Raw genomic sequence first — 24,504 nt, forward strand, 5'->3', positions numbered from 1 at the left:
ACAAATTTTTATAATTTAAAACCTCTTAAATTAAATGGTAACTTTCCTTTTTTAAACATTTTCATCATTTTTTTCATTTCCTCATAGTTTTTTATTAATTTATTAACTTCTTGTACACTAGTTCCACTACCTTTTGCAATCCTTTTCTTTCTGCTTGCATTAAGTATCTTGGGATTTCTTCTTTCCTCAGGAGTCATTGAATTTATTATCGCCTCTGTTATTTTTAATTCTTTTTCACCTTGATCTAAATCAACCTTCGGGGCACCTGGTAAAAGATCAATAATTTTTGAAAGAGAACCAAGTTTTTTTATTTCCTTCAACTGTTCTTGAAAATCTTCCAAGGTAAACTCCGCATTTATCATTTTCTTTCCTAAATTTTTCATTTTTTCTTTATCAAGTTCCTGCTCTGCCTTTTCAATTAACGTCAAAACATCCCCAAGCCCCAATATCCTACTTGCAATTCTTTCTGGATAAAACTCCTCAAGGTCCTCTATTTTTTCACCGGTTCCAATAAATTTCACAGGTTTTTGTGTAACATATCTAATTGATAAAATCACTCCGCCCCTTGCATCACCATCCATCTTTGTTACCACAAATCCCGTGACATCTAGCCTTTCATCAAAAGTTTTAGCAGAGTTTACCGCATCTTGCCCAGTCATTGCATCAACTACCATCAAAATTTCATCCGGGTTTAAAATATCTTTAATTTCCACCAATTCGGACATCATTTCTTCATCTATGTGCAATCTCCCAGCAGTATCAAATATTACTACATCATATCCACTATCTTTTACTTCTTTTAAAGCCCCTTTTACTATTTTAATTGGATTTTTTTTATCACCATAGTAGACAGGTACGTCTATCCTTTTACCCAAAGTTATCAATTGATCAATAGCCGCAGGTCTATAGGTATCTGCTGCGACTAAATATGGTTTTCTACCTCTTTTTTTAAGTAAATTTGCAATTTTAGCCGCACTCGTTGTCTTACCACTTCCTTGCAATCCAACCATCATAATATATGAAGGAGAATGAATCATTTGCAATTGCGATTTTTCCCCCATTAATCTAATTAATTCATCTTTCAAAATCTTAATAAACATTTGATCAGGAGTCAAAGATCTCAAGACTTCTTCTCCTAACGCTTTCTTCTTTACTTCATCTATAAATTCTTTTACCACTTTATAATTAACATCAGCTTCCAGCAAAGAAAGCTTTACTATTCTAATAGCTTCTTTAATATTTTTTTCCGTAATTTTTCCTTTTCCAGATAAACTTTTAAACGCCTTTGAAAGTTTTTCTTGTAGTCCCTCGAACAAATAAATCACCTTCCTTTTTCTTCCTAATTTAGTATATTATACTTTTTCCTTTTTTCAATTAAATTTTTGTACAACTTTGAAAACAAACACAAAATTATATGTAACAAATAAATTACACCAGTTCGATTGCTTAACTTAACACATCGAATAGTTTTAACATTTACGTAAAAATTTATGTTTTTGAATTAATCAACCTGATGTATAATAGAATTAACCCAAGGGGAGCTCCATATTCCGGGGCTGAGAGGAAGGTGGAAACCTTCGACCCTTTGAACCTGACCCAGATAATACTGGCGGAGGGATGGGAAATACCCTCCAAAAGGAGGGATTTTTTTTAGGAGGTGAAAAAATGAAAAAATATATTGTAAGCTTGTTTGTTCTAATTGGAGTACTTTATTTTTCTACCCAAACATTGGTAATTTACACATACGATAGTTTCGTCTCAGGGATTGGTTATGAGGTAATTCCAATTTTTGAAAAAATGTATGATTGCAAAGTCGATCTTAGATCTTTCGGAGATGCCGGAGCCGTATTAGCAAGGTTAATATTAGAAAAAGATAAGCAAAAAGCAGACGTAATAATAGGACTTGATCAGGCTTTACTACATAGGGCAAAAAAAGAAGGGTTACTTGAAAAATATTCACCGATAAATTATTCTTTATTAAAATATCCAGAATTAAAAGATGAATACGGTGTACCGTTTGATTTTGGTGCCATTGCAATAGTTTACAACAAAAACACTGTAAAAAATCCACCGAAAAGTTTTTCGGATTTATTAAAAAAAGAGTTCAAAAACAGAATAGTTGTGGAAGATCCACGCACTTCAAGCACAGGAATTAGTTTTTTGTTGTGGACAATCGCTGTCTATGGAGATAACTATTTAGATTTTTGGAAAAAATTTAAAGAAAACATACTAACAATAACACCTGGCTGGGATGAAGCGTTTGAGATGCTCGAAACTGGTGAAGCAGATATCATGGTAAGTTACGCCACAGATGGTGCATATAGTTATTACAACTATGGTAAAATTACATATGTACCAGTAATTATGAAAGAAGGAGCATTTGTACAAGTTGAATATGCTGCAATAGTAAAAGGTGCAAAAAACATGGAACTTGCAAAAAGATTTTTAGAGTTTGTATTAATGGACAATTTTCAAGAAAAAATTCCATTAAATCAATGGATGCTTCCTGTAACTAATGTCAGTATTCCAGACGCATTTAAATATGTGCCAAGAATGGAAAAAATTTTGAAAATAAATCCCAATTTATATGAAAAACAAGAGGAGATATTAAAAGAATGGTCAAAAGAAATTATTGGTGGGTAATTCCTTTGTTATATGTTATTGGGGGACTTTTTGTCCCCCTATTTTTTCTATTTTATAAATTTGGTGGAATAAACTTTTCCGCTATAAAAGATCACTCAAATGTTATCAAATTTACTATAACCCAAGCAATTGTTTCATCGATTTTTACATTGCTTCTTGGACTACCCGGTGCATACATTGTTGCCAGAACAAAAACACATCCATTTTTAAAATCTATTTTTAGAATATTGTCATCAATTCCTTTTATTTTACCTGGTGTTACCATGAGCATTGGATTTTTAATGGCTTTTGGAAGAAATGGACTCTTAACTAAGTTATTGGGAATACTAGGATTTGATGGGAAAATTTTGTATACATTCACCGCTGTAATTCTAGGACATGTCTTCTATAACTTTCCACTTTTCATAAGGATAGTTGGAGAAACATGGGAAAAAATAGATGCAAGTTTAATCGAAGCAGCAAAAATAGATGGTGCAAAACAATACAGAATTTTTTGGAAAGTGGAACTTCCAATTTTAACTCCATCAATTTTAAAAGCATTTCTTTTAACTTATGTCTATACTTTTACAAGTTTTTCAGTTGTTTTAATACTTGGTGGAATAAAATATTCAACTATTGAAGTTTCCATATATATGTATACAAAAATACTCTTTGATTTTAAAAGTGCTCTTTCACTTTCATTTTTTCAAATCTTATTCATCTCTGTAGTTTCATATATGCTTTCATTTGAAAAGTTTGAATTTCTCAATGGAACTTCTTTAAAAGAAAAATTCCCCATTTGGGGATATTTCTATATAATTCTAACCATTGCAATCATATTCATTCCACTAACATATTCTGTCCTTTCAGGATTTATAAACTACGGTGGAGGATTTGGAATAGAAAACTTCAAAAGACTTTTATCATTAAATTTAAAAAGATACATTGGTACCACTTTTTCATCTATGTTTGTATATACAATCTCTTTTAGTATAATCTCTTCAATTATTTCAATAATTATCTCAATAATAAGCTCTTTTTATAAAATCCAAAAGCTTCAATATCTAATGTTTTTACCCGCATCAATTTCTCCAGTTACTCTTGCTTTCTCATATGTATCTCTAAATATTAGTCAATACATTTCAATTCTTGTAATATATTCGTTAATTTCGCTTCCAATAGTATATGGAATAATCTCAAGTGGTTGGAAAACAATTGATCCATACTCTATCGAAGCAGCTAAAATAGACGGTGCAAATACATTTAATTTAAACTTAAAAATAAGGTTTCCACAAATTAAATACCATCTACTAACAGCTTTTGTATACGCTTTCACCTTATCAATAGGTGAAATGTCTGCAACTATAACATTAAGTAACCCACCAGTTTCAACACTATCTATATCCATATACAGACTCTTAAGTTCCAGAAAAATTCCAGAAGCAAGAGCCTTAAACACAATTTATTCATTTATAGTTATTCTTTTATTCTCAACAATTGAATATTTAAGAAATAAAAAACTAAAGAATGTCTATATTAAATAACATCTTAGCAATAATTCCTATTATAAAAGACAAACCCATAACTCCAAAACTAATTAAAAACATTTCAGAAAAATAACCTTTAAAACTCTTATTTTGAACTATTGAAACAAAATATGAAAAGAACAAAATAATTACTAATGCAATAACCAGCAAGAAAATTAAAGCAAAAAATGGATTAGGTACCAATATATATGGCATAACCAATAAAAATACTGTAAAAATGTAAGCAATACCTGTATAAATAGCAGATTTTAATGGATTTTGTGAATTTGGATCAGACCTTTGTGATAAATATTCGGAAGCAGACATTGAAAATGATGCTGCAATACCAGTTATCACACCTGAAAGGGCAACCAATTTTGAATTTTGAAATGCAAAAGTTAATCCTGCGAGCGTTCCTGTTAATTCAACAAGAGCATCATTTAATCCCAAAACCATTGAACTAATATATTTTATCCTTTCTTCGTCGATAAGCTTTAGTAACTCTTTTTCATGTAAATCTTCATCTAATATTATTTTTTCAATTTCCGGTATTTCATCTTTTAACATCAAATAATTTTTTTGGGCTTTTTCTTCCGCCTTTTCCATAGCATTCAAAGAGAAAGTTAATCCCAAAATAAAGTAAACAAAGATATGCCAAATTATTTTCAAATAATTCGGATGAAGATCTTTTTTCGAATATTTTTTTAAAATGTTATAGTGTCTAAATTCATCTTCTGCAATTTTTCTAAGAACTTTACTATTTTTATTTTTAGAAATCTTTGACAAAAATTTATAGACATAAAATTCTGTAATTTCATTTCTTTGAAAACCATATAAAATTTTTCTCAACTTTTTTGTCAAAATATCCCTCCTTTTATTACAACTTTTTCAACTAATTTTTCGGCAATTATTTTCCTTGTTCCAGCACCATGTGCAATTAATTTAAATAATTTTTTTGAATCTAAAACTCTTACTCCAGCAAGGAATTTCACCGGTATTTTTTCCACAAGTGGTGTAGATGGTCCTACAATAATAACCCTTTTTGTATTTACATATTTTAAAATCCAATCTATTGTTCCATTAACAACTGTTGCACCAGTTATGATTACTACTGTACACTTAGGCAAAAGATCAACTATAGCCCAATCTGGAAGCACATCATCACTATTCCTATTCCTATCAAAAACTAAAACATCCCAAGCAACAGGTTTAAGATATTCAATTAATGGTTCTATTTTTCCAACAACTCCTACCGTGTCATCAAAAGATACATCTAAAAACTTAGTTATGTCTCCTTTCAGATATTTACTTTCATCATAATAAAAAACGGAATTTAATACCGCATATGCCACTGATCTTGTCAAAGGATCAGGGGAAAATGCCCCTATTTTCAAAATTTCTCTTACACCCATTCCAACATCTATCTTACTTACTGGATTACCCGTACTTGAAGTACATTTAAAAAACTCTTCACATTTTCCAAGTGTATCTTCTCTTAATGTGTAACTAACACCACATCTACCATCACTTAACAACGCAGCAGTTAAACCATATCCAATTATATAATCTTCCAAAAAAACAGAATTATCTACAAACTCAAATGCCTCATTAAACAACACTTCCGAAATTTTCATAAAATCCCTCCTATTTTTCGACTTTTCCCTTTAAATAATACCATAAATACATATCAAATTTCCCTGGACATTCTCCAAATTCATCTGCAAGAGCTTTAAAAACTTTTTCAATTTCAAGATATCTTCTTTTACTCCAATTTTTGGGTATAATATCAATATAACCATACTTATTTAACAACCTCAAAACATGTTTATCTAAAATTGCAACTTCACAAAAAGCTACATTTCTCAAAAAATGCGAAGATTCTTTCCATGAAATTCCTTTAACATTTTTTACCAAAAACTCCCTTGCTTCTTCAACGGGTAAACTCAACAAGTTTCTTAAATTTCCAACAATCCATCTATTTTCATATATATACCTTGCCCTTGCCCTTGGAAACCTATGCCCGACCTTCATTAAAGATATCTCTAATTCTTCTAGAGAAAATGTATAAAATCCCTCACCAATTTTCTCTTGCGCAATCATTCCACCTTTTGCAGACCAATTTGCAGTTAAAACACAAAAAGATAATTCAGAAAAAAGATCTATTTCACTACCATTTTTCCTAAGTTCTAAAAATTCATTCCATCTTTCATTTACCATTTCTTCGGCTTCACTTTTTATTTGTTTTATCTCTAAAATCACTATTTCACCTCTTTTTTCAATTAAAAACTTTTAAAAATTTAAAAAAATCATAATAAAATTATCTCCACAATATGATAAAATATAATCAAAAGGAATATAGGGGGGATTAAATGTACATTAAAATGTTCGGAAAATATGGTATTTATCTAAAAGATGAAAAAATACTTTTAAACAGCAAAAAAGCCGAATACATACTATACTATTTAATTTTAAACGTCAAAAGGAAAATATTTGTAAATGAAATCCTAGACTTATTTTTTGAAGGTTATGACAAAATATACTCGAGAAAAAACCTAAATACACTTTTATATATGATTAGAAAAGGATTAAACATAACCAAAGACGATCTCAAGATAGAAAAAAATATGATATTCCTTAATCCTAGAAAACTCAAATGTGATTATCTTGAATTCCAAAAACTTATGGAAAAAAAACCTTCTAATGATGTCTTACAAAAAATCACCCAGCTTTACTCCGGTGAACTTCTAAGTGGATTAGATTTTGATTGGATAATGCCTTTTAGAAAACTATGTGAAATGCAAATTTTATTAATGACTCAACAACTAAAATTACCTAATAATTTTGAAATAACAAATTTACCAACAAGAAATGAAATATCTATGGAACTTGCAATAAAACTAATTGCTCTAGATAAAAAAAGGCGAAATCCAATGTTTTATCCTATTTTGCTAAAAACAAAAGAAGATATAAATGAAAAAATAAGAAAAAGTGATTTTTATGTTAGATTATCTCAAAACAGCTACCTTGTATTATTTGAAACAGGAGATTCGAATATTGAAGCACTTAAAAACATATTAAAATTTAGATTCAATAACATAGAAATTGTAAAAGAAATTTAACCCCTCTAGATGGGGTTAAATTTTGTTAAATACACCTGTAAATAATTTTGAAAGTACATTTGCAAGGTACATATAGTTTTCATTTTCAAATGCAAATTCATTTTCAAAGTTGTATAAAGATATAAACCCGAATAATTCATTATTTTTATAAAAAGGAATGGACAACATCGATAATATTCTAGTTAAATGTGCGTACTTCATTAAAAATTCTACTTTTTTCATCCTTTCATTATCTACATTCAGATAATATTCCTCAGCAACATCATCTAATTTAACGATCATTGGTCTTTTTAATCTTTCAGAGTATACTTCATCTAAAGTAAAAAAAACATCTTTCATTATCTCATAATCAAAACCTGATGCACCTCTTATGCGTAAAATATCACCATCTCTCGTGGAGAATAAAGCACCATCTATCTCTGGAAAATTTTCAACAAAAAGTTCAGTTAAATTACTATAGTTTTCTTTTCTATTAAATCCTTTTTCCAACCATTCACAAATAAATTTATCAAGTATCTTTCCTAAAATATTAAACATCTTTGCTTTTAAATCCTTACTAACTAAATCATTAATCTTTTTAAAACTAATTATATATTTATAGCCATCTTTTTCCACATCTACTTCAAAAATTTCATCTTCAAATTCAAAAAAGAATTTATCCATTCCATCCAACAAATTAAATCTATTTTGTTTAAGAAACAAACTAAATATTTTCTTCACTCTTTCCTCAGAAAAAATAGTTGAAACTATTTCAAAATCATCTGATTCATAGACTAATAAAATATCCGTTAGCTTTTTCAAAATTCCTTTAAAGATAATCCACACCTCCTTATTTCAAAAATATTATAGCATAATTATCCAAATTAAAAACTCCTCAAGCTCATACGCTTGAGGAGAAAAATACGCTTTATTTAACTGTTTGTTTTTTAAAAGTTTCACCACTAAATTCTAAAAACAACAAGAGGACTTTTTATTCATATTGTAGCAAGCATAACAGCCTTTATCGTATGTTTTCTATTTTCAGCTTCATCCCAAACTTTACTTTGAAGTCCTTCAATAACCTCAAAAGTTACTTCTTCTCCTTTTACAGCTGGCAAACAATGCATAAATATTGTTTCAGGTTTTCCAGTTTTTTTCATAATTTCTTTATTAACCTGATATGGCATAAGTAACTTTCTTCTTTCTTCTGCTTTTGACTCTTCACCCATTGATGCCCAAACGTCTGTGTATATTACATCAGCACCTATCACTGCTTCATCTACATTATCTGTAAATTCTATTTTTGCACCTGTTTCCTTTGCAATTTCCAAACATCTTTTAGTTAATTCTTCATTTGGTCTTAATTCTTTTGGAGAACAAATCACATAATGTAAACCCATTTTTGCAGAACCTATCATCAAAGAATTAGCCATATTATTTCTTCCATCACCCATAAATACCAACTTTACGCCTCTCAACTTTCCAAAATTCTCCTCTATTGTCATCAAATCGGCAAGAACTTGAGTTGGATGATACAAATCAGTTAATGCATTATATACAGGGACACCAGAATACTTTGCCAATATTTCAACTGTTTCTTGTTTAAATCCTCTAAACATTATTGCATCAACCATTCTCCCAAGAACTCTTGCAGTATCTTCAATAGATTCTTTAGCACCTAATTGAATATCCTGAGTAGATAAAAATAATGGATGTCCTCCTTCCTCACCAAAAGCAGTTTCAAAAGCAACTCTTGTTCTTGTAGATCTTTTTTCAAAAATCATTGCAAGTGTTTTTCCTCGAAACCTTTGATGGATAATTTGCGATCTACTATCCGCTTTACATGTTTTTGCTATTTCAATCAAATATTTGATTTCATCTGTAGAAAAATCAAGCAACGTTAACAGGGATTTACCTTTTAAATTAACTCCCATTTGTACATCCCTCCCACTAAAAGATAGCGGGGGAATCTCCCCGCTTTTTATTATAACAAACCTTTTTTCTCGAGAAATTCTTTCAAAATATCTTCAAGTGTTGGTTTTCCAATTTCTTGTAATTCATAAGTAACTCTTACAGCAGGTTTATTTAATTTCGTTACTCTTCTAAGATCAATAGGTGTACCTATAATTACGAGATCAGCATCTGCTCTATTTATTGTTTCTTCTAATTCCTTCATCTGTTTTTCACCATATCCCATTGCGGGAAGAATCATATCAAGGTGAGAATATTTCTTGTATGTATCAACTATAGAACCAACTGCATATGGTCTTGGATCAATTATTTCTGCTGCTCCAAATTTTTTCGCTGCTACGTATCCCGCACCATACCTCATTTCACCGTGTGTTAGGGTTGGTCCATCTTCTACTACAAGCACCCTTTTACCTTTAATTGCTTCTGGATTCTCAACAAAGATTGGAGATGCTGCATCAACAACAGTCGCATTTGGATTCCACTTTTCAATATTTTCTCTTACTTTTTGAATACCTTCAATATCTGCTGTTTCTTCTTTATTAATCACTACAACATCCGCCATCAACAAATTAGACATACCTGGGTAGTATAAAACCTCGTGACCTGGTCTGTGAGGATCAACAACCGTAATCAACAAATCCGTTTTGTAGAATGAAAAGTCATTATTTCCTCCATCCCAAAGTATAATATCTGGATCTTCTGCTTCAGCTGCTTTTAAAATAGCTTCATAATCCACCCCTGCGTAAATTACACTCTTTCTATCAATATGTGGTTCGTATTCTTCTCTTTCTTCAATTGTACATTTGTGCTTGTCCAAGTCAGAGTAATCAGCAAATCTTTGCACCTTTTGAGCAACAAGGTCACCATATGGCATTGGATGCCTAATAGAAATAACTTTTTTACCAAATCCTCTTAAAATATCAAGAACACGCCTTGTTGTTTGACTCTTTCCACATCCTGTTCTAATTGCGCAAACTGAAATAACAGGCTTTGTTGACTCAACCATTGTATTTCTTGGCCCCATTAATTTAAAATCAGCTCCTGCCGAAAGAACGGTTTCTGCTTTTTCCATAACGTATTGATGTGGAAGGTCACTGTAAGCCAAGATCACCTCATCCACGTCATATTTCTTAATTAATTCTACCAACTTTTCTTCCGGCTCAATTGGAATACCATTCGGATAAAGTTCACCGGCAAGTTCTGCAGGATATACCCTTCCTTCGATATCTGGAATTTGCGTAGCAGTAAATGCCACTACCTCATAGTCTGGGTTATTTCTAAAATAAGTGTTAAAATTATGAAAATCACGACCCGCTGCTCCCATTATTATAACTTTTTTCTTTCCCATGAAAACACCTCCTTAAATTACGTTCTACCACTTAAAAGTATATCTAAAAACTTCTTATTTATCAACTAAATTCTTGTATAATTATAAAAACTTATCACATTAAATCTTTTTTTTGCTTTAGTATGCGTAAATATGCATAAAAATGAGGGGATATATCCCCTCATTTTATATTTTATACTTTAAAACTATATTCTTCAGTGTGTTAGTACCATCTCTAATATCCTCTACCTCATCTACTATTTCCTGAACATTAGCATTCACTTCTTGAAGTGATGCATTAATATCACCGATATTGTAATTTATCTCTTCAACACTCTTTGAATTATCAACCATTGCCGTTGAAATCTCATCTACGGCCGCAGTTTGTTCTTCAACAGATGCAGCTATATTCTGTAGCATTTCGTTTATTTTCTGTATTGCTCCTATTATCTCATCAAGTTTTTTATCAGCTACATCAGTTAATTTTGTTCCTTCATCTACCTGGATAGTTATTTCTTGTGAAACACTTTGTGCTTCTTTTGCAATGCCTGAAATCTCATCAACAACGACTTTTATTTTTTCTGATGCAACTTTACTTTCTTCGGCAAGCTTTCTAATTTCATCAGCTACTACGGCAAATCCTTTTCCTGCTTCGCCAGCACGTGCAGCTTCTATCGCCGCATTGAGTGCTAGTAAATTTGTCTGTTCTGCAATGGCATTAATTGTTTCAATAAATTGTGTTATATCTTCTGCTCCTTTATTAAAACTTTCAACCACTCTTTCTACATCTTTTGTAGAATCTGCTATCTTTTTAGTTGTTTGAATAACGGACTTTAATATATCTGCTGCATCTTTTGCAAGATCTGTACTTTGTTCTGCAAACATTGCGGAATCTTGCGCACTATCTGCTATATGCTTGGTAGCAGCACTAATTTCCTCTGCACCAGCTGTCGTTTCCTGTATTGATGCGGAAATCGTTTGAATTCTTGCAGAAATGTTATCCATACGTTTTACAATATTATCAGATTGACTTGCCAGTGATACAGTAGAATCAGAAATTTTATCAATGTTTTCCACTATATCAATTGTTTTTCTTTGGATTTTCTTTAAATTATCCCTAAGATAATCAACAAACTTTTTAAATGATTTTAAAAGAACTCCCATTTCATCTTTCGTTTTAGCTTCATTAATATCAACTGTTAAGTCATTCTGCGTAAGTGAGTTAGTCACTGTAACTAACAATGTAATATTTTTGAAAATTTTAGAAGAAACTATTAAAACAAAGAACACAGAAATTACCGTAATAATTATTGGTAAAAAGACAAGTAAAACCTTTATCATAGAATCTGTATAATTTATTGCCTCGTTTAAGTTATCTTTCTTTTTTTCAAGATTAAAAAGTATATCTTTTTTTACATTTTCGGTAAATTTTACCACATCAGAAACAAGGTATTTATTGCCATCTTTTATACCTTTTAATTTCTTTGAAAGTGCGTCAATATTTTTCTTCAACATTGGTATATCATTAGAAACTTTTTGTAATTCAACAAAAAGTTTGTTTAATTCCTCGAAATTTTTTGCACCGTATTGGTACGCTTTAACACTTGCTTGAAAATCAGAGAGTTTTTCAAGTACGTAAGTAGCTTTTTCATATTCTTGAACTTTTTGTAAAACATCTTTGTTACTACTACTGACCATACTTGCAGTAAACATTCCAATCACAAATAATACTAGAAGAGGTAAAAAGACTAATAATAATATCTTTGTTTTAAGATTCATATACCCCACCTCCTCTTTAAATAATTTCATTTTATTAATTTCCTTTTACGATTATATCACTTCTTGTTATTTTTTAAATCGCAAATGGATAATATGATTCATTATCTAATTACTAGAACGTATTCTCATTTTTATTTTTTAATTTTTTTAGATACCTTTCATTATCATATTCCACAAACTTCACTTCTTTTTGTAATTTTTTTAACACTTCATCTATTGTTTCTTTAAAATATTCTGCTATTTCTTTTGCTTGATCATATCTTAATGGATGTTTTTCCGTTATATCTAAAATTGCTTCACATGCATTCGTATACTTATTAACATCAAACTTACCTTCTTCCCTAAAATTAATGGGTATAGCATTTGGGAGTTTTTCCTGAGCATACATCAAACTTCTTTTATCTGGTATAGTCACCCACTTTTCTGTCGGCGGTCTAATGGGAACATTTATATAAACCCTTTCAGGTATAGGAAAAATAGAATTTATTATTTTCGAAATTTTATCAATATCTTCTCTGGAATCATTAATATCTTTCATCAACATGACTTCAATCCAGATTTTTCCATTAAAATTTCTTGCAAAAAGTTTTAAGCCATCTATTATTTCTTCGTATCTAATTTTCATGACTGGTCTATTGATTAACCTGAACTTTCTTTCATCAGGAGCATCTATACTAGGAAGAACCAAATCGGCATATAGCAAATCATTACATACTTCATTTAAATACAACAACGACCCGTTTGTAATAACTGCAACCTTAAAATTTGTTTTTTCTTTTATCCATCTGATTATCCTTCCAATTCCCGAATGCAAAGTTGGTTCACCATCACCTACAAAAGTTATATAATCTATATTTAAAGTAGTATTTTTGATAGCATATTCCAATTCATTTATTATTTTTTCTGTAGGATAATATTCCTTTCTTTCGTTTGTAAAATAATTTGTTTTTCCCAATTGACAATAAACACACGAGTAATTGCACGTTTTCAAAGGAACTAAATTAACTCCTAATGAGTTTCCCAATCTCCTTGATGGAACAGGTCCAAACACATTAGCCACTTTTTCGCCTCCTTTTCTATTGAATACTATAACTCTATTCACAAAAGTTTTGTAAAAATTTTTTCAACAACTTTGAAAGTTTAACTATGATATAATTTTAACGATACAATTCATGAAAGTTGGTGATAGATGATGTATGACTGTGCTATATTGTATGGTACCCATTTTACATCCTCTGATGTAAAAAGCATCATTAAATACAAAGAACTAGGCTTTGCAAAAAAATTTATCGTTTTTGTTTCCAAAAAACCAATAGGATATCCCAATGAATTTTCAAAAAAAGTGGATTACCTTGAAATAATAGTAACACCAAAATTTGTAAACGATGCAAAGAAAATCTTCAAAACCACAAAAAACTCTTATATTGCACCTTTGGATGAATTTGGTTTTAGAGGGATGGAGCGTGATCCCTGTTGAGCATTACAAACGCTCTAATTAACTTACTTTCCAGGTTATCACTTCTTATTGTCATAATGTACATGATACTTACATTATACAATACTAGAAGCTTATTTATAAAACTCATAAAATCGCATAATGCAATACTTTTAGGAATTCTTGGTGCTATTTTTGGAATAATTGGAACTTATTTAGGAATATGGTACAAAGGGGCAATAATAAACTACAGGGATGTTGGTGTGATATTTACTTCTTTAATTGGTGGATTTCCATCTGCTTTTATTGCTGGAGGTATAGCTTCTGCACATCGACTTTTTCTAGGTGGAATCTCAGCAATCCCTTGCGCTATTGGAACATTTCTTTCTGGAATTATTGCCGCATCTATCCACTATTTAACACACGGTAATCCTTCTATAATTACAATTTTTTTTACAGCGTCTTTTGCAGAAACAGTTCATCTTGCAATTGCTCGTTATATGATATTTCCAGAAAGTTTAGCAATAGATATAACTCACAAAATCTTTATTCCCATGGTTGTTGTAAATACATTTGGTGTTACACTACTTGCTACTATGTTTAAAAATTTCGAATGGCAAATGCAACTTGTGTCAAAAATCACTACAAACTGGTTTATATCCATTTTTGAAGAGCTAATTGGAACTATCAATACAAAAAATAGCGAACAAAATATCTCAAAAATATGCCAAATAATAGCACAAAATTCACCTGTAGACGGCGTATTTGTAACCTCGCAAAATTCCATTATCTCGAAATATCCAGAAGATCTAAATCTTGAAATAGATTACAAAAAATCCATAAAAAGCAAAAAGATTTTGAAATTCTTTAAAAATGGGACATGGTATATAGTTTTCCCTATTACAATTGGAGATGATACAGCTGGAACATTAATCTTTTTCTCCAAGGACAAGATGAAAGAAGTTCATATATTCTTTGGAAAAAAAATAGTTCACATACTATCACTTGTTTTTTCAATTCAAAAAGCCGTAATTGAAGCAAAACTTGCAAAAGAAGCACAACTTCGTGAATTCACTTCTAAACTTAGCCCACATTTCCTCTTTAACACACTAAGTACAGTAAGATATTTTTCAAATGTAGAGCCAAAAAAGTCCGTAGAATGTATAGACAAACTTTCTGAATTACTACGTTATATTTATGAGAGGAAAGATAAATTAACAACTTTAGAATCCGAAATAAATGCAATAGAAAATTATCTTGGAATAATGAAAATGAGATATCCTGAAATTTTAGAATACAAAATAAACTGCCCCAAAATAGATGTAAAAATTCCTCCTTTTATTTTTCAACCTGTAATTGAAAATGCAATTAAGTATGGAAGGAAAAATAATAAAATAAAAATTGAAATATCATGCCATATCAACGAAGATCGAATAAGGATTGAAATTCGCGATCACGGGCCAGGTATAGATAAAATTACAATGGGAACAGGTCTCAAACTTGTTAGCGAACGTTTAAAGCTGATCTACAACAACCAGGCTTCTCTTTTATTTGAGAATTCCAATGGACTAAAAGTAATATTTGATCTACCTGCGAGGTGAAAATATGATAAAAGTATCAATAGTTGAAGATGAATTTGCATCACGTGAACACCTAAAGAAACTTATACTGTCAATTAATGAATTCGAACTTATAGGAGAATACCAATCAATTGACGAAATTAAAAACTTAAACAACTTGGATATTTTATTCTTAGATATAAACTTAAATGGAAAAAATGGATTGGAATTTGCGCGTTTTTTAAAAGATATAAAAGTTGTTTTTGTTACTGCATATCCAGAATATGGTGCAGAGGCATTTGAAATTAACGCAATTGATTATCTTGTAAAGCCTGTTACTGAAACACGCTTTAAACAGTGTGTTGATAAGATTCTAGAGTTATTTAGACCACATTTTGAAAAACTTCCCGTTATAGATCAAGACGGCATCTTACTTCTAGATATAGAAAAAATTCTATATATTGAATCTTTCGGCAAAACAGCAACTGCAATAACTTTAGAAAAAGAATATAAAATTCACAAACTAAACATTGGAACCTTGGAAAAAAAGCTCCCAGATAGTTTTTTACGCGTTCACAAATCTTTTATCGTAAACATGAATAAATTAAAAAAAATAACCAAAGAAAGAAAAAACTTACTTTTAAAACTTGGTGACTCTTGTGAAATTACTATACCAGTTAGTAAAAAATATTCTAAACTTGTCAAGCGATATTTGCACCTCTTATAATTCATATTTAACTTTTCATTCCAAATTTTGCTCTAGTTGTTCCTTCATATTATTAATCCACGTTACAATGGATATACCAAAACTTTATAATGGAGGTGGTTAAACCATGAACTCCGTATTTCTCGTTTTAATAGCTTTCTTTGGATATATACTTGCATACCAAACCTATGGTAAATGGATTGCAAAAAAACTCATGGGCTTAAACGACAAAAACCCTGTCCCATCAAAGGAATTTTATGATGGCGTAGATTATGTACCAACCAAAAAGCACATACTTCTTGGCCATCATTTCACAACAATTGCTGGAACAGGTCCAATTGTTGGACCGGCTATAGGAGTTATCTGGGGATGGGTTCCTGCATTTTTATGGGTTCTACTCGGACCAATTTTTATGGGTGCAGTTCACGACTTTATGGCACTTGCTATAAGTGCTAGAAACAAAGGTAGCACTCTAGGTGAATTAACAAGAGGAGTTATCTCTAATAGAGTAGGAATAATATTTCTACTTCTTATCCAATTTTTGCTTTGGATTGTAATAGCGATTTTTGGTTTAATTATGGGAATACTATTTAACATGTATCCTGCAAGTGTCTTTCCAGTTTGGATGGAAATACCTATTGCTATTTGGCTTGGATATATGGTGTATAAAAAGAATAAAAACGATACCATATACTCGATAATAGCAGTATTTTTGATGTACGTTACTATCTTTATTGGACTTTATTTCCCAATAAAAGTTCCAGCACTTGGTGGTTCTCCAATAATAACGTGGATCATCATACTGTACATCTACGTATTCTTTGCGTCAACTTTACCAGTACATAGGTTACTTCAACCTCGTGATTACATAAACTCACATGAACTTTTAATAGCAATGGCATTACTTCTTTTAGGTGTATTTATTGGTCACCCAAAGGTAGTTGCCCCGGCATTTCATCATGTAAGTGATGCTCCATCTATTTTTCCAGCTTTATTTATAACAATTGCTTGTGGTGCAATTAGTGGGTTCCACAGTCTTGCAGCTTCTGGAACAACAGTAAAACAACTTGAAAAGGAAACAGATGCGTTGCCAGTAGGTTTTGGTGGAATGTTACTTGAAGGTGCTCTTGCAACTTTAATAATTGTTGCAGTAACAGCGGGGATTGGCATGAACGGTGGAGGCACAGCAGCATTCACACAACATTACGCTTCATGGGCCACCGCTAGTGGATTAGCGGCAAAACTAAAAGCAGTTATAGATGGTTCTGCAAATTTGATGAATTCATTTGGAGTTCCTCTAGAACTTGCACGTTCAATAATGGCTGTCTTTATCGTTTCATTTGCAGGCACAACACTTGATTCTGCAACACGTATACAAAGATTTGGACTTCAAGAGCTTTTAAGAACAAAAAATGGAAAAGTAATAAAACCATTCAACAACAGATATATTGCAACATTCATCGTCATACTATTAGCCTTTGGACTATGTATGGTAAGTCCTGGTGGAAAAGGTGCATTAATACTTTGGCCAGTTTTTGGAGCACTTAACCAGCTTCTAGCAGGACTTGCACTCTTGGTTGCCACTGTATATCTTGCCAAAAAAAGAAAACCCATATGGGTTACTGCTATTCCTATGATAATAATGCTAATCGTTACATTAACTGCATCATATCAAAATCTTGGAAAATTTATTTCTCAACACAATTGGTTACTTGTTTTTGTTTCATCAATAACTTTGTTTATAGCCATATGGATGATCATCGAAGGAATCATTGCTATGTTTAAATACTCAAGGGAAATTGAAATAGAAGAAACAATAGAATAAAAAATATTCATCAATTTTGGATTTATTAGCAGGTTAAACAAAAAGAAAATTCACTTAACTAAAAAAATATGGCTCCAATATTATGCTGGAGCCATGTTTTATTTGAGCTTTTCTTAATTTTTTTGACGCTAATAACATATTATTTTTTAATTTTTCTTTACCTTATACCAATCTAGTTTTTTCTTAAACTTTTTTAATTGTAAAAAAGAAACTAGTACAATTCCCGCATCAACAAATACCATCAAAATAATTCCCGCAATCGTTTTTATTATATTTGATTTTAACTTGTAAAAAATTTTCAATTCAATCCCTAGTATTGATAAAACAGACAAAAACTCTACTAAAAAAAGTATATTAAAATGTGAAAAAAATGGTAATATTACAATTGACCATATCCCTCCTATTTCTATTCCAAAAGAGACAAGAACTCTTTTAGCCCCATTTTCCACGGCTTCTGCCATTCCTTTACCATACCATCTAAATCTTTGTTTTACGAAATCTTTCATACCTACTGTTGCATATTCTAAAAGTACTGGGCCATAAAAATATTTAAATTTAAATCTTCCTTGATCAACTGCGCTATTTATCATTGCCCCATCATCAACACCTTGATAATTCAAATGATTCTTTATATATTCGAAAACTTTTTTTCTAATAAACATTCCTCTTCCAGTGAAGGAGGAAAAAATATTAGTATACCTTAAAAAACTTAAAAGAAGTATCTCTATAGTATGCATTAAAGCTGAAAAAGAATCTTTCTCGTTATACGATCCAAGTGTACTTTCAGTTACATCAACGTCTTTCATCCTTTTTACATAATATTCTATATAATTCTCTGGAATAATATTATCCGCATCCATAACAAAATAAATATCTGCGTCAAATTCTTCTGTTACTTTTAAAATATTTTTCAATTTTCCTTGACCTTTTTCATTTCTTTTAACATGAATTCTATCAGGGTATATTTTTTGATACTCACACATTATTTTATAGGTACTATCAGTTGATCCATCATCAACAAGAACAATTTCAATGTTTTTATAACTTTGAGAGAGAAGACTTTTTATAGATCTCCTAATTGTTTCTACTTCATCCTTTGCAGAAACAATTGCGCATAATTTTTCCTCTTGATTATTTTCTGCAACATTCTTCGACTTATTTATATTTAACAAAATTTTCAAAAGAAAAAAAACAACCACTCCTAAAAAAAGAAAGATATTTGTAAAAAATGAATACCCTAAAAAAGAAATTGCTACAATTGAAAGTACTATACCAAATATAATATAAATCATATGAATTTTTCACCTACTCTTCAACATGTTTGTTATTTATCCAAAGCATAAAAGTTCCCAACACCAGCTGTAAATAATAAGCTATAAATCTCCAACCAGTTATTGCAATAAGTGATATCTCAGAATTACCAACAATACTTGAAAGCACATATTGATAAGTTGCTTCTATCCCACCGGATGAACCCGGAGTAGGAATAAAATACGCTATTGCATTTACTGCATTAATTGATCCAAACAAAAACCAAAAATTTATTTTCAAAGATGATATACCCTTAAGAATATAAAATAAAGAAAAAAGCTGAAGCATAACTATAAAGAACCAACCTAATATATCTACAATCATTATGTAAGTGTTTTCTTTCCACATATACTCAAGACTACTCTTGAAATTTGAAACCCAATTTTCAAATCTAGTAACCCAATTTGTTTTTCTTAATATCTTTGACATTCCTCTAACTATCGGTATCATAACTTCAGGGACAACCATTGACAAAATAAGTATAAATGAAGAAATTAAACTTATAGCAATTCCTAATAAGACTAATTTTCCCTTATCCATAATCCATCCCATACTTGTGTTAAGCATTATTATTGCAATAATCGCTCCACCTAAAGAGTTTTGCAAAACCCTTGCAACCATAATCCCTGTTGCATAACTTGAATCAACGCCTTTTTTTACTAAATGATAAATCTGAAAGGGTTGGCCTCCCATGGCAAAAGGCGTAAGATAAGAAAAGAAATACCCCAATATATTGTTATACAACAACGAAAAATAACTTACCTTGTACCCTCTATGCCATAAAAGATACATCATACGAAATGCCTCTAAAAAATACGAAGAAAAAAATATTAAAAAAGCCACTAAATAAATTTTTATTGGTACAGAAAAAATTAGGGAAACTATATTAATATTCCCTTTGTGTAAGAAATTCATAATTGAAACTACAGTAAGTCCAGAAATAACCGCAAATATAATTGATAAAAATATTCTTTTATTCTTCATCTTTTTTAATTATATCAAAATTTTAATCTATATCAAGAAACAAAAAGGTATATTTCAAGAATAAAAAGGAAGATTATTAAATCTCCCATGATATAAACATAAAGAAAACATTAATCCTAACCATCACTAAAAATAATTACTTTACGCACTACCTCAATCATATATATCAATGTTTTAGTATACAAAATTCTTCAAAAACCTAAATCATCTAAAATTTCACCCAAAGTTGCCCCGTCTATATTACTTAAATCTTCGCCTAAAATATCTTCAGCAGTTTCTCTCCAAAAATCCCAACAATCATCCTCTTCATAATCGTATTCATCTTCGTCATCTTCTCCAATATGATCTTCCCAGTAAAAATACCAACCACACCGATAACATATTTTCTCTGAATCATCCAGATACTCTCCACATCTTGGGCATTTTTTCTTATAAAATTTCCAACCACATTTACAACTTTTTCTATTATCTCTAACTTCCTCACCACACCTTGGACATTCTTTCCAGCCAAATATCATAACTTTCACATCGCTCTTATTGTTTTAGATTACTATAAAACATTATCACTTAGAGAAAGTTATATCTAACTCTACTTCTATGTTTAAACTTAAAAATATCATAACATATTTTTCATATTACTTCAAGAATTCAAACTTTAGCTGTTACCTTAAAAATTCAGGCCATATTAAATATTCATGTTTAATATTTTTGTCGTATAATATAAAATAAGTATATGATAAAATGGAGGGATTTAATGTTCTTTAACACTAACTTTGAAGATAAAAAATATGCTATAGAAACATTAGAAGATTTTATAAACAATCTATTAGATTTTCTCATTATCTCTGGAAGTGCAGGTACTGGTAAAACTTTTCTTATATCTAAATATGCACAATACTTAAATAAAAAAAACATCAATTTTGTCCTTCTTGCACCTACTGGAAGAGCGGCAAAAATACTCTCAGAAAAATCTGGCTTTGAGGCTAAGACTATACACAGTGAAATTTACAGTTTTACCAATATGGAAATTAAAGAAAAAAACGACGAATTAAAAATATATTTTTCTTTAAATATTAACAAAAGTGATAAAACAATTTACATTGTTGATGAAAGCTCTATGATTTCCGATGTAACCAACAACAATTTTTTAGTATTTGGAAGCGGAAAATTATTAACAGATCTTATTACCCACATAAAATATGGGAAACATAACAAAATAATATTTGTAGGAGACAACTACCAACTTCCTCCTGTCAATTCTTCATTTTCACCTGCACTTGATGAATTTTATCTAAAAGAAAAATTTCATCTCGATGGTAAAAAAATTACATTAGATAAAGTAGTAAGACAAAAATCAGATAGTTTTATTCTAAAAAATGCGCTTCTAATAAAAAAACATATTCAAAATAATAATTTTTTTGATTTAAACTTATCACTTTCAAATGATTTCGTAGAAACTCCAAATTTAATTTCACAATACGATGTTAATAATACAAATAACAATATAATCATATGTTCGACGAATAAAAAAGCACTTGAATATAACAAAAAAATTAGAAAAATGAAGAATCTAAAACAAACATTCGAAATAGGAGATATATTACTAAATACGCGAAATGTTCATTTTCAAAACCAAACTATCTTAAACGGAGAATTCTTTGAAGTTTTAGATATTATCTCAAACGAAAAGCAAAGTATTTATTTACGTGGTAAAAAACCAATAGATTTAATATTTTATGATTTAAAACTCAAAAATATACTAACTAATAATGTAATAAAATTCAAAGTCCTTGCAAACAGTCTTTACACAAAAAGTACAAGTGAAAGAGATTTACAAATAGCATTAATCGTATTAACTAAAAATATGGTTGGAAATATTAAAAATAATGAATTACATAAACACCTTGAAAACAACCCTTACTTTAACGCACTATATGTGAAATATGGATATGCTATTACCACCCACAAAGCACAGGGAGGAGAATGGGAAAATGTTTATGTTGATACCGAATTTTACAATTCCTTGAAATCCAAAGAATATTTTAAATGGCTATACACATCAATTACACGTGCAAAAAAGAAAGTATATATAACACCGTTACAAATCAATTCTATAGAAAATAATAATATTAAAATCTCTGATAAGTATGTTATAAAAAGCAAAATAAAAATTCCAGTTGAAAATGAAAAATTAAATAAAGAATGTTCTAAAGTTATACATAACAAATTAATAAAAAACATAACTTCTTACAATTTTAAAATAATTTCCATAAAACATTTTGATTACCAAGAAGTATATTATCTACAAAAGGATAATAAATATCTTAAAATACAAGTATTTTATAACAAAAAATGTGATATTACGAGAATAATTTTGTCAGAAGCAACTTCGGAAAAAATTGTCAAAGATTTTCTTAATATTTTCAATGCTAAAAACAAAAATTATAACAACACAATCAATAATAATCAAAATTATGATTGTATAAAAGCTTTTGTTGATGGTAGTTATGATGATAATTTAAAAAAATTTGGTTCAGGACTAGTAATTGTCAAAAAAAATAGAATTGAAAAATACTGTAAAAATTATTCCATAACAAAATTCATTGAAAGTAGAAATGTATCAGGTGAAATATTTGCAACGTTACTTGCTTTTGAATATGCAAAACAAGAAAATTTAAAATGTATTGAAATAAATTACGATTATGAAGGAATTGAAAAATGGGCTCTTGGATATTGGAAAACAAAAAAGGAAATATCTAAATTTTACAAAGAAAGGTATGATTATTACTCAAAATTTGTAAATATAAAATTCAAAAAAATTCAAGCACATTCAGGAAATAAATACAATGATTTAGCAGATAAGCTTGCCAAAGAAGCTATTTACAACAATTGCAAATCCATAAAATATGAAATAAAAATTTAACTTAAAACTAACAAAAATTACAATCTATAACAAAAATAAAATTTACACAATCTGATCTTTTGGTATATAATATTCTTCGGAGTTTTTTTAAAAATCTTGATGGAAAAGAGGAATAAAAAATGCCTTTAAAACACATATTAGTTATTATCATTGTTTTAACTTCCTATTTATACATAATTTTCGGAAAGAAAAATAAACCTGCTGTTGTATTTAGTCTAGCGCTGTTAATTTCAGCTTTAAGACTGGTAAATGGACTCAATTCGGAGAATTTTAGTCACATTGTTGACGTGGATACTCTGGGTTTATTAACAGGAATGATGATGATTGTTGCCTTTCTTAATAAATCTGGATTTTTCGAGTATTTTTCTATAAAAATAATCAAATTTGGCGGAAAAAAATTCTTTTTAACCATGACTTTACTAATGATTATTGTTGCATTAACATCTGCATTCTTAGACAATGTTGTCACTATTCTTGTAATGGCCCCTATGATTTTTTTAATTTCTGATATGTTAGAACTTAATCCTATCCCATTAATTATGCTTACTATTCTAATGGATAACATAGGTGGTTCTGCCACACTAATAGGAAGTCCTCTAAATCTTGTAATAGGATCAATTAGCGGTTATTCGTTTAACGATTTTATTAAAGTAATGGGACCTGTTTCAATTTTAGCTTTTATAGGTGTTTTATTATACTTCAAAAAACACCTAAAAGTTGATGAAAAATCTCTAAAAAATATTGAAAAATTAAACCAAATGGATGAAAAAAAGGCTATCACAAATCCAAAAATGATGTGGTTTTCATTAATAGACTTTATAATAGTAATTATTTTATTCATTCTACATTCAACTTTAAATTTAGAATTATCTGTAATTGCACTCATAGGTGGTTCAATATTAATAATTAAATTTTCAAATGGATATGAAGATGTCGGAAAAGATATTGATTGGGATATGTTATTTTTCTTTGCAGGACTTTATATGACTTCCTATGCTCTAGAAGAGATAGGTTTTACTCAACAAATTGCTAATCTATTTTTACCATTTAAAAGTAATAACCTGATAATATTAGGAGTATTTTACATCTTATCGATAATTACAATTCCAATATTAAATAACGTACCATCTGCTCTAATATTAGCACCTGTAATAAAAATATTAGTATCACACGGTGTTAACCCTATACTGTGGTGGACATTTGCCATAGCTTCAAACTTTGCAACAAGTTTAACACCACTTGGCGCAGTTCAAAATTTAGTTGCCGTAAATTACTTGGAAAAAAATTTAGGAAGAAAATTTGGATTTTTTGAATACATGAGATGGAAAATAGTACCTGTTTTTCTTACATTAATTATAGGAATAGTTTATATATTCTTCTTAACCTTAATTCATTGATGTAATGAGTAAAACAACTGAAATGTTTTTGTAATTAAATT

The 24,504-nt window shown here is 29.8% G+C and carries 21 protein-coding genes and 1 riboswitch; of the genes, 9 read left to right on the top strand and 12 right to left on the bottom strand.

What is annotated here, in order from left to right:
* Nucleotides 1-8: 8 nt before the first annotated feature.
* On the bottom strand, nt 9-1,316 hold the full coding sequence (gene ffh / locus XJ44_RS00450; protein WP_075665124.1) for a signal recognition particle protein: 1,308 nt from the start codon (nt 1,314-1,316) through the stop codon (nt 9-11).
* 208 nt (nt 1,317-1,524) lie between these two features.
* Nucleotides 1,525-1,635: riboswitch (TPP riboswitch) on the top strand.
* A gap of 30 nt (nt 1,636-1,665) precedes the next feature.
* On the opposite strand from ffh, the gene XJ44_RS00455 reads away from it, so the two are divergent.
* Nucleotides 1,666-2,643, top strand: coding sequence for a thiamine ABC transporter substrate-binding protein (locus XJ44_RS00455; protein ID WP_075666662.1), 978 nt, complete (start codon nt 1,666-1,668; stop codon nt 2,641-2,643).
* 5 nt (nt 2,644-2,648) lie between these two features.
* Nucleotides 2,649-4,166 carry an ABC transporter permease gene (locus XJ44_RS00460; protein ID WP_233119486.1) on the top strand — a complete coding sequence of 506 codons (1,518 nt, stop codon included), beginning with the start codon at nt 2,649-2,651 and terminating at the stop codon, nt 4,164-4,166.
* Here the strand turns inward: XJ44_RS00460 and XJ44_RS00465 are convergent.
* The 3 genes from XJ44_RS00465 to XJ44_RS00475 are packed head-to-tail and all read right to left on the bottom strand — an operon-like array spanning nt 4,143 to nt 6,428.
* Nucleotides 4,143-5,009, bottom strand: a complete 867-nt coding sequence (locus XJ44_RS00465) for a VIT1/CCC1 transporter family protein (protein WP_077286946.1) — start codon at nt 5,007-5,009, stop codon at nt 4,143-4,145. The two genes, XJ44_RS00460 and XJ44_RS00465, sit on opposite strands and share 24 nt — an antisense overlap.
* Nucleotides 5,006-5,782 carry a Rossmann-like domain-containing protein gene (locus XJ44_RS00470; protein ID WP_075665126.1) on the bottom strand — a complete coding sequence of 259 codons (777 nt, stop codon included), beginning with the start codon at nt 5,780-5,782 and terminating at the stop codon, nt 5,006-5,008. The genes XJ44_RS00465 and XJ44_RS00470 overlap by 4 nt, the downstream gene beginning before the upstream one ends.
* A 10-nt stretch (nt 5,783-5,792) precedes the next feature.
* Complete coding sequence (locus XJ44_RS00475) at nt 5,793-6,428, bottom strand: N-glycosylase/DNA lyase (protein WP_255407169.1); 636 nt, start codon at nt 6,426-6,428, stop codon at nt 5,793-5,795.
* 89 nt (nt 6,429-6,517) lie between these two features.
* On the opposite strand from XJ44_RS00475, the gene XJ44_RS00480 reads away from it, so the two are divergent.
* Nucleotides 6,518-7,267 (top strand): hypothetical protein, encoded by a 750-nt coding sequence (locus tag XJ44_RS00480; RefSeq protein WP_075665128.1) that lies wholly within the window; start codon nt 6,518-6,520, stop codon nt 7,265-7,267.
* 15 nt (nt 7,268-7,282) lie between these two features.
* Here the strand turns inward: XJ44_RS00480 and XJ44_RS00485 are convergent, their stop codons facing one another.
* The 5 genes from XJ44_RS00485 to XJ44_RS00505 all read right to left on the bottom strand — a co-directional run bounded on the left by XJ44_RS00485 (nt 7,283) and on the right by XJ44_RS00505 (nt 13,383).
* On the bottom strand, nt 7,283-8,068 hold the full coding sequence (locus XJ44_RS00485) for a hypothetical protein (RefSeq protein WP_077197711.1): 786 nt from the start codon (nt 8,066-8,068) through the stop codon (nt 7,283-7,285).
* Between the two features lie 173 nt (nt 8,069-8,241).
* Nucleotides 8,242-9,180: an ornithine carbamoyltransferase gene (argF, locus tag XJ44_RS00490; RefSeq protein WP_075665130.1), complete on the bottom strand. Its 939-nt coding sequence runs from the start codon at nt 9,178-9,180 to the stop codon at nt 8,242-8,244.
* A 50-nt stretch (nt 9,181-9,230) separates the two neighbouring features.
* A complete protein-coding gene (locus tag XJ44_RS00495) occupies nt 9,231-10,565 on the bottom strand; it encodes a cyclic 2,3-diphosphoglycerate synthase (RefSeq protein WP_077197712.1) in 1,335 nt (444 codons plus the stop codon).
* 165 nt (nt 10,566-10,730) lie between these two features.
* Entirely contained in the window at nt 10,731-12,323 is a 1,593-nt protein-coding gene (locus tag XJ44_RS00500; protein ID WP_077197713.1) for a methyl-accepting chemotaxis protein, read from the bottom strand.
* A gap of 112 nt (nt 12,324-12,435) precedes the next feature.
* Nucleotides 12,436-13,383: a radical SAM protein gene (locus XJ44_RS00505; RefSeq protein ID WP_077197714.1), complete on the bottom strand. Its 948-nt coding sequence runs from the start codon at nt 13,381-13,383 to the stop codon at nt 12,436-12,438.
* 129 nt (nt 13,384-13,512) lie between these two features.
* On the opposite strand from XJ44_RS00505, the gene XJ44_RS00510 reads away from it, so the two are divergent.
* The 4 genes from XJ44_RS00510 (at nt 13,513) to XJ44_RS00525 (ending at nt 17,848) form a co-directional block, all read left to right on the top strand.
* The gene (locus XJ44_RS00510) at nt 13,513-13,800 is read left to right on the top strand and encodes a hypothetical protein (RefSeq protein ID WP_143608955.1); all 288 of its coding nucleotides are present in this window, start codon (nt 13,513-13,515) and stop codon (nt 13,798-13,800) included.
* A 62-nt stretch (nt 13,801-13,862) separates the two neighbouring features.
* Nucleotides 13,863-15,359 (top strand): LytS/YhcK type 5TM receptor domain-containing protein, encoded by a 1,497-nt coding sequence (locus XJ44_RS00515; protein WP_158071817.1) that lies wholly within the window; start codon nt 13,863-13,865, stop codon nt 15,357-15,359.
* Nucleotides 15,360-15,363: 4 nt separating this feature from the next.
* Complete coding sequence (locus tag XJ44_RS00520; RefSeq protein ID WP_075665136.1) at nt 15,364-16,044, top strand: LytR/AlgR family response regulator transcription factor; 681 nt, start codon at nt 15,364-15,366, stop codon at nt 16,042-16,044.
* Between the two features lie 106 nt (nt 16,045-16,150).
* Nucleotides 16,151-17,848, top strand: a complete 1,698-nt coding sequence (locus XJ44_RS00525) for a carbon starvation CstA family protein (protein ID WP_077197717.1) — start codon at nt 16,151-16,153, stop codon at nt 17,846-17,848.
* Between the two features lie 146 nt (nt 17,849-17,994).
* On the opposite strand, the gene XJ44_RS00530 is transcribed toward XJ44_RS00525, so the two are convergent.
* The 3 genes from XJ44_RS00530 to XJ44_RS00540 form a co-directional block, all read right to left on the bottom strand.
* Nucleotides 17,995-19,140 (bottom strand): glycosyltransferase, encoded by a 1,146-nt coding sequence (locus XJ44_RS00530; RefSeq protein WP_077197718.1) that lies wholly within the window; start codon nt 19,138-19,140, stop codon nt 17,995-17,997.
* 13 nt (nt 19,141-19,153) lie between these two features.
* Nucleotides 19,154-20,143 carry a lysylphosphatidylglycerol synthase transmembrane domain-containing protein gene (locus tag XJ44_RS00535; RefSeq protein WP_077197719.1) on the bottom strand — a complete coding sequence of 330 codons (990 nt, stop codon included), beginning with the start codon at nt 20,141-20,143 and terminating at the stop codon, nt 19,154-19,156.
* A 191-nt stretch (nt 20,144-20,334) separates the two neighbouring features.
* Complete coding sequence (locus XJ44_RS00540) at nt 20,335-20,661, bottom strand: zinc ribbon domain-containing protein (protein ID WP_075665140.1); 327 nt, start codon at nt 20,659-20,661, stop codon at nt 20,335-20,337.
* 236 nt (nt 20,662-20,897) lie between these two features.
* Here XJ44_RS00540 and XJ44_RS00545 point away from each other — a divergent pair, with 236 nt between their 5' ends.
* Both XJ44_RS00545 and XJ44_RS00550 read left to right on the top strand, forming a co-directional pair.
* The gene (locus XJ44_RS00545) at nt 20,898-23,066 is read left to right on the top strand and encodes an AAA family ATPase (RefSeq protein WP_077197720.1); all 2,169 of its coding nucleotides are present in this window, start codon (nt 20,898-20,900) and stop codon (nt 23,064-23,066) included.
* A gap of 119 nt (nt 23,067-23,185) precedes the next feature.
* Nucleotides 23,186-24,463: an ArsB/NhaD family transporter gene (locus XJ44_RS00550; RefSeq protein ID WP_077197721.1), complete on the top strand. Its 1,278-nt coding sequence runs from the start codon at nt 23,186-23,188 to the stop codon at nt 24,461-24,463.
* Nucleotides 24,464-24,504: the final 41 nt, after the last annotated feature.

Source organism: Thermosipho affectus (genome assembly GCF_001990485.1).
Lineage (GTDB): Bacteria > Thermotogota > Thermotogae > Thermotogales > Fervidobacteriaceae > Thermosipho > Thermosipho affectus.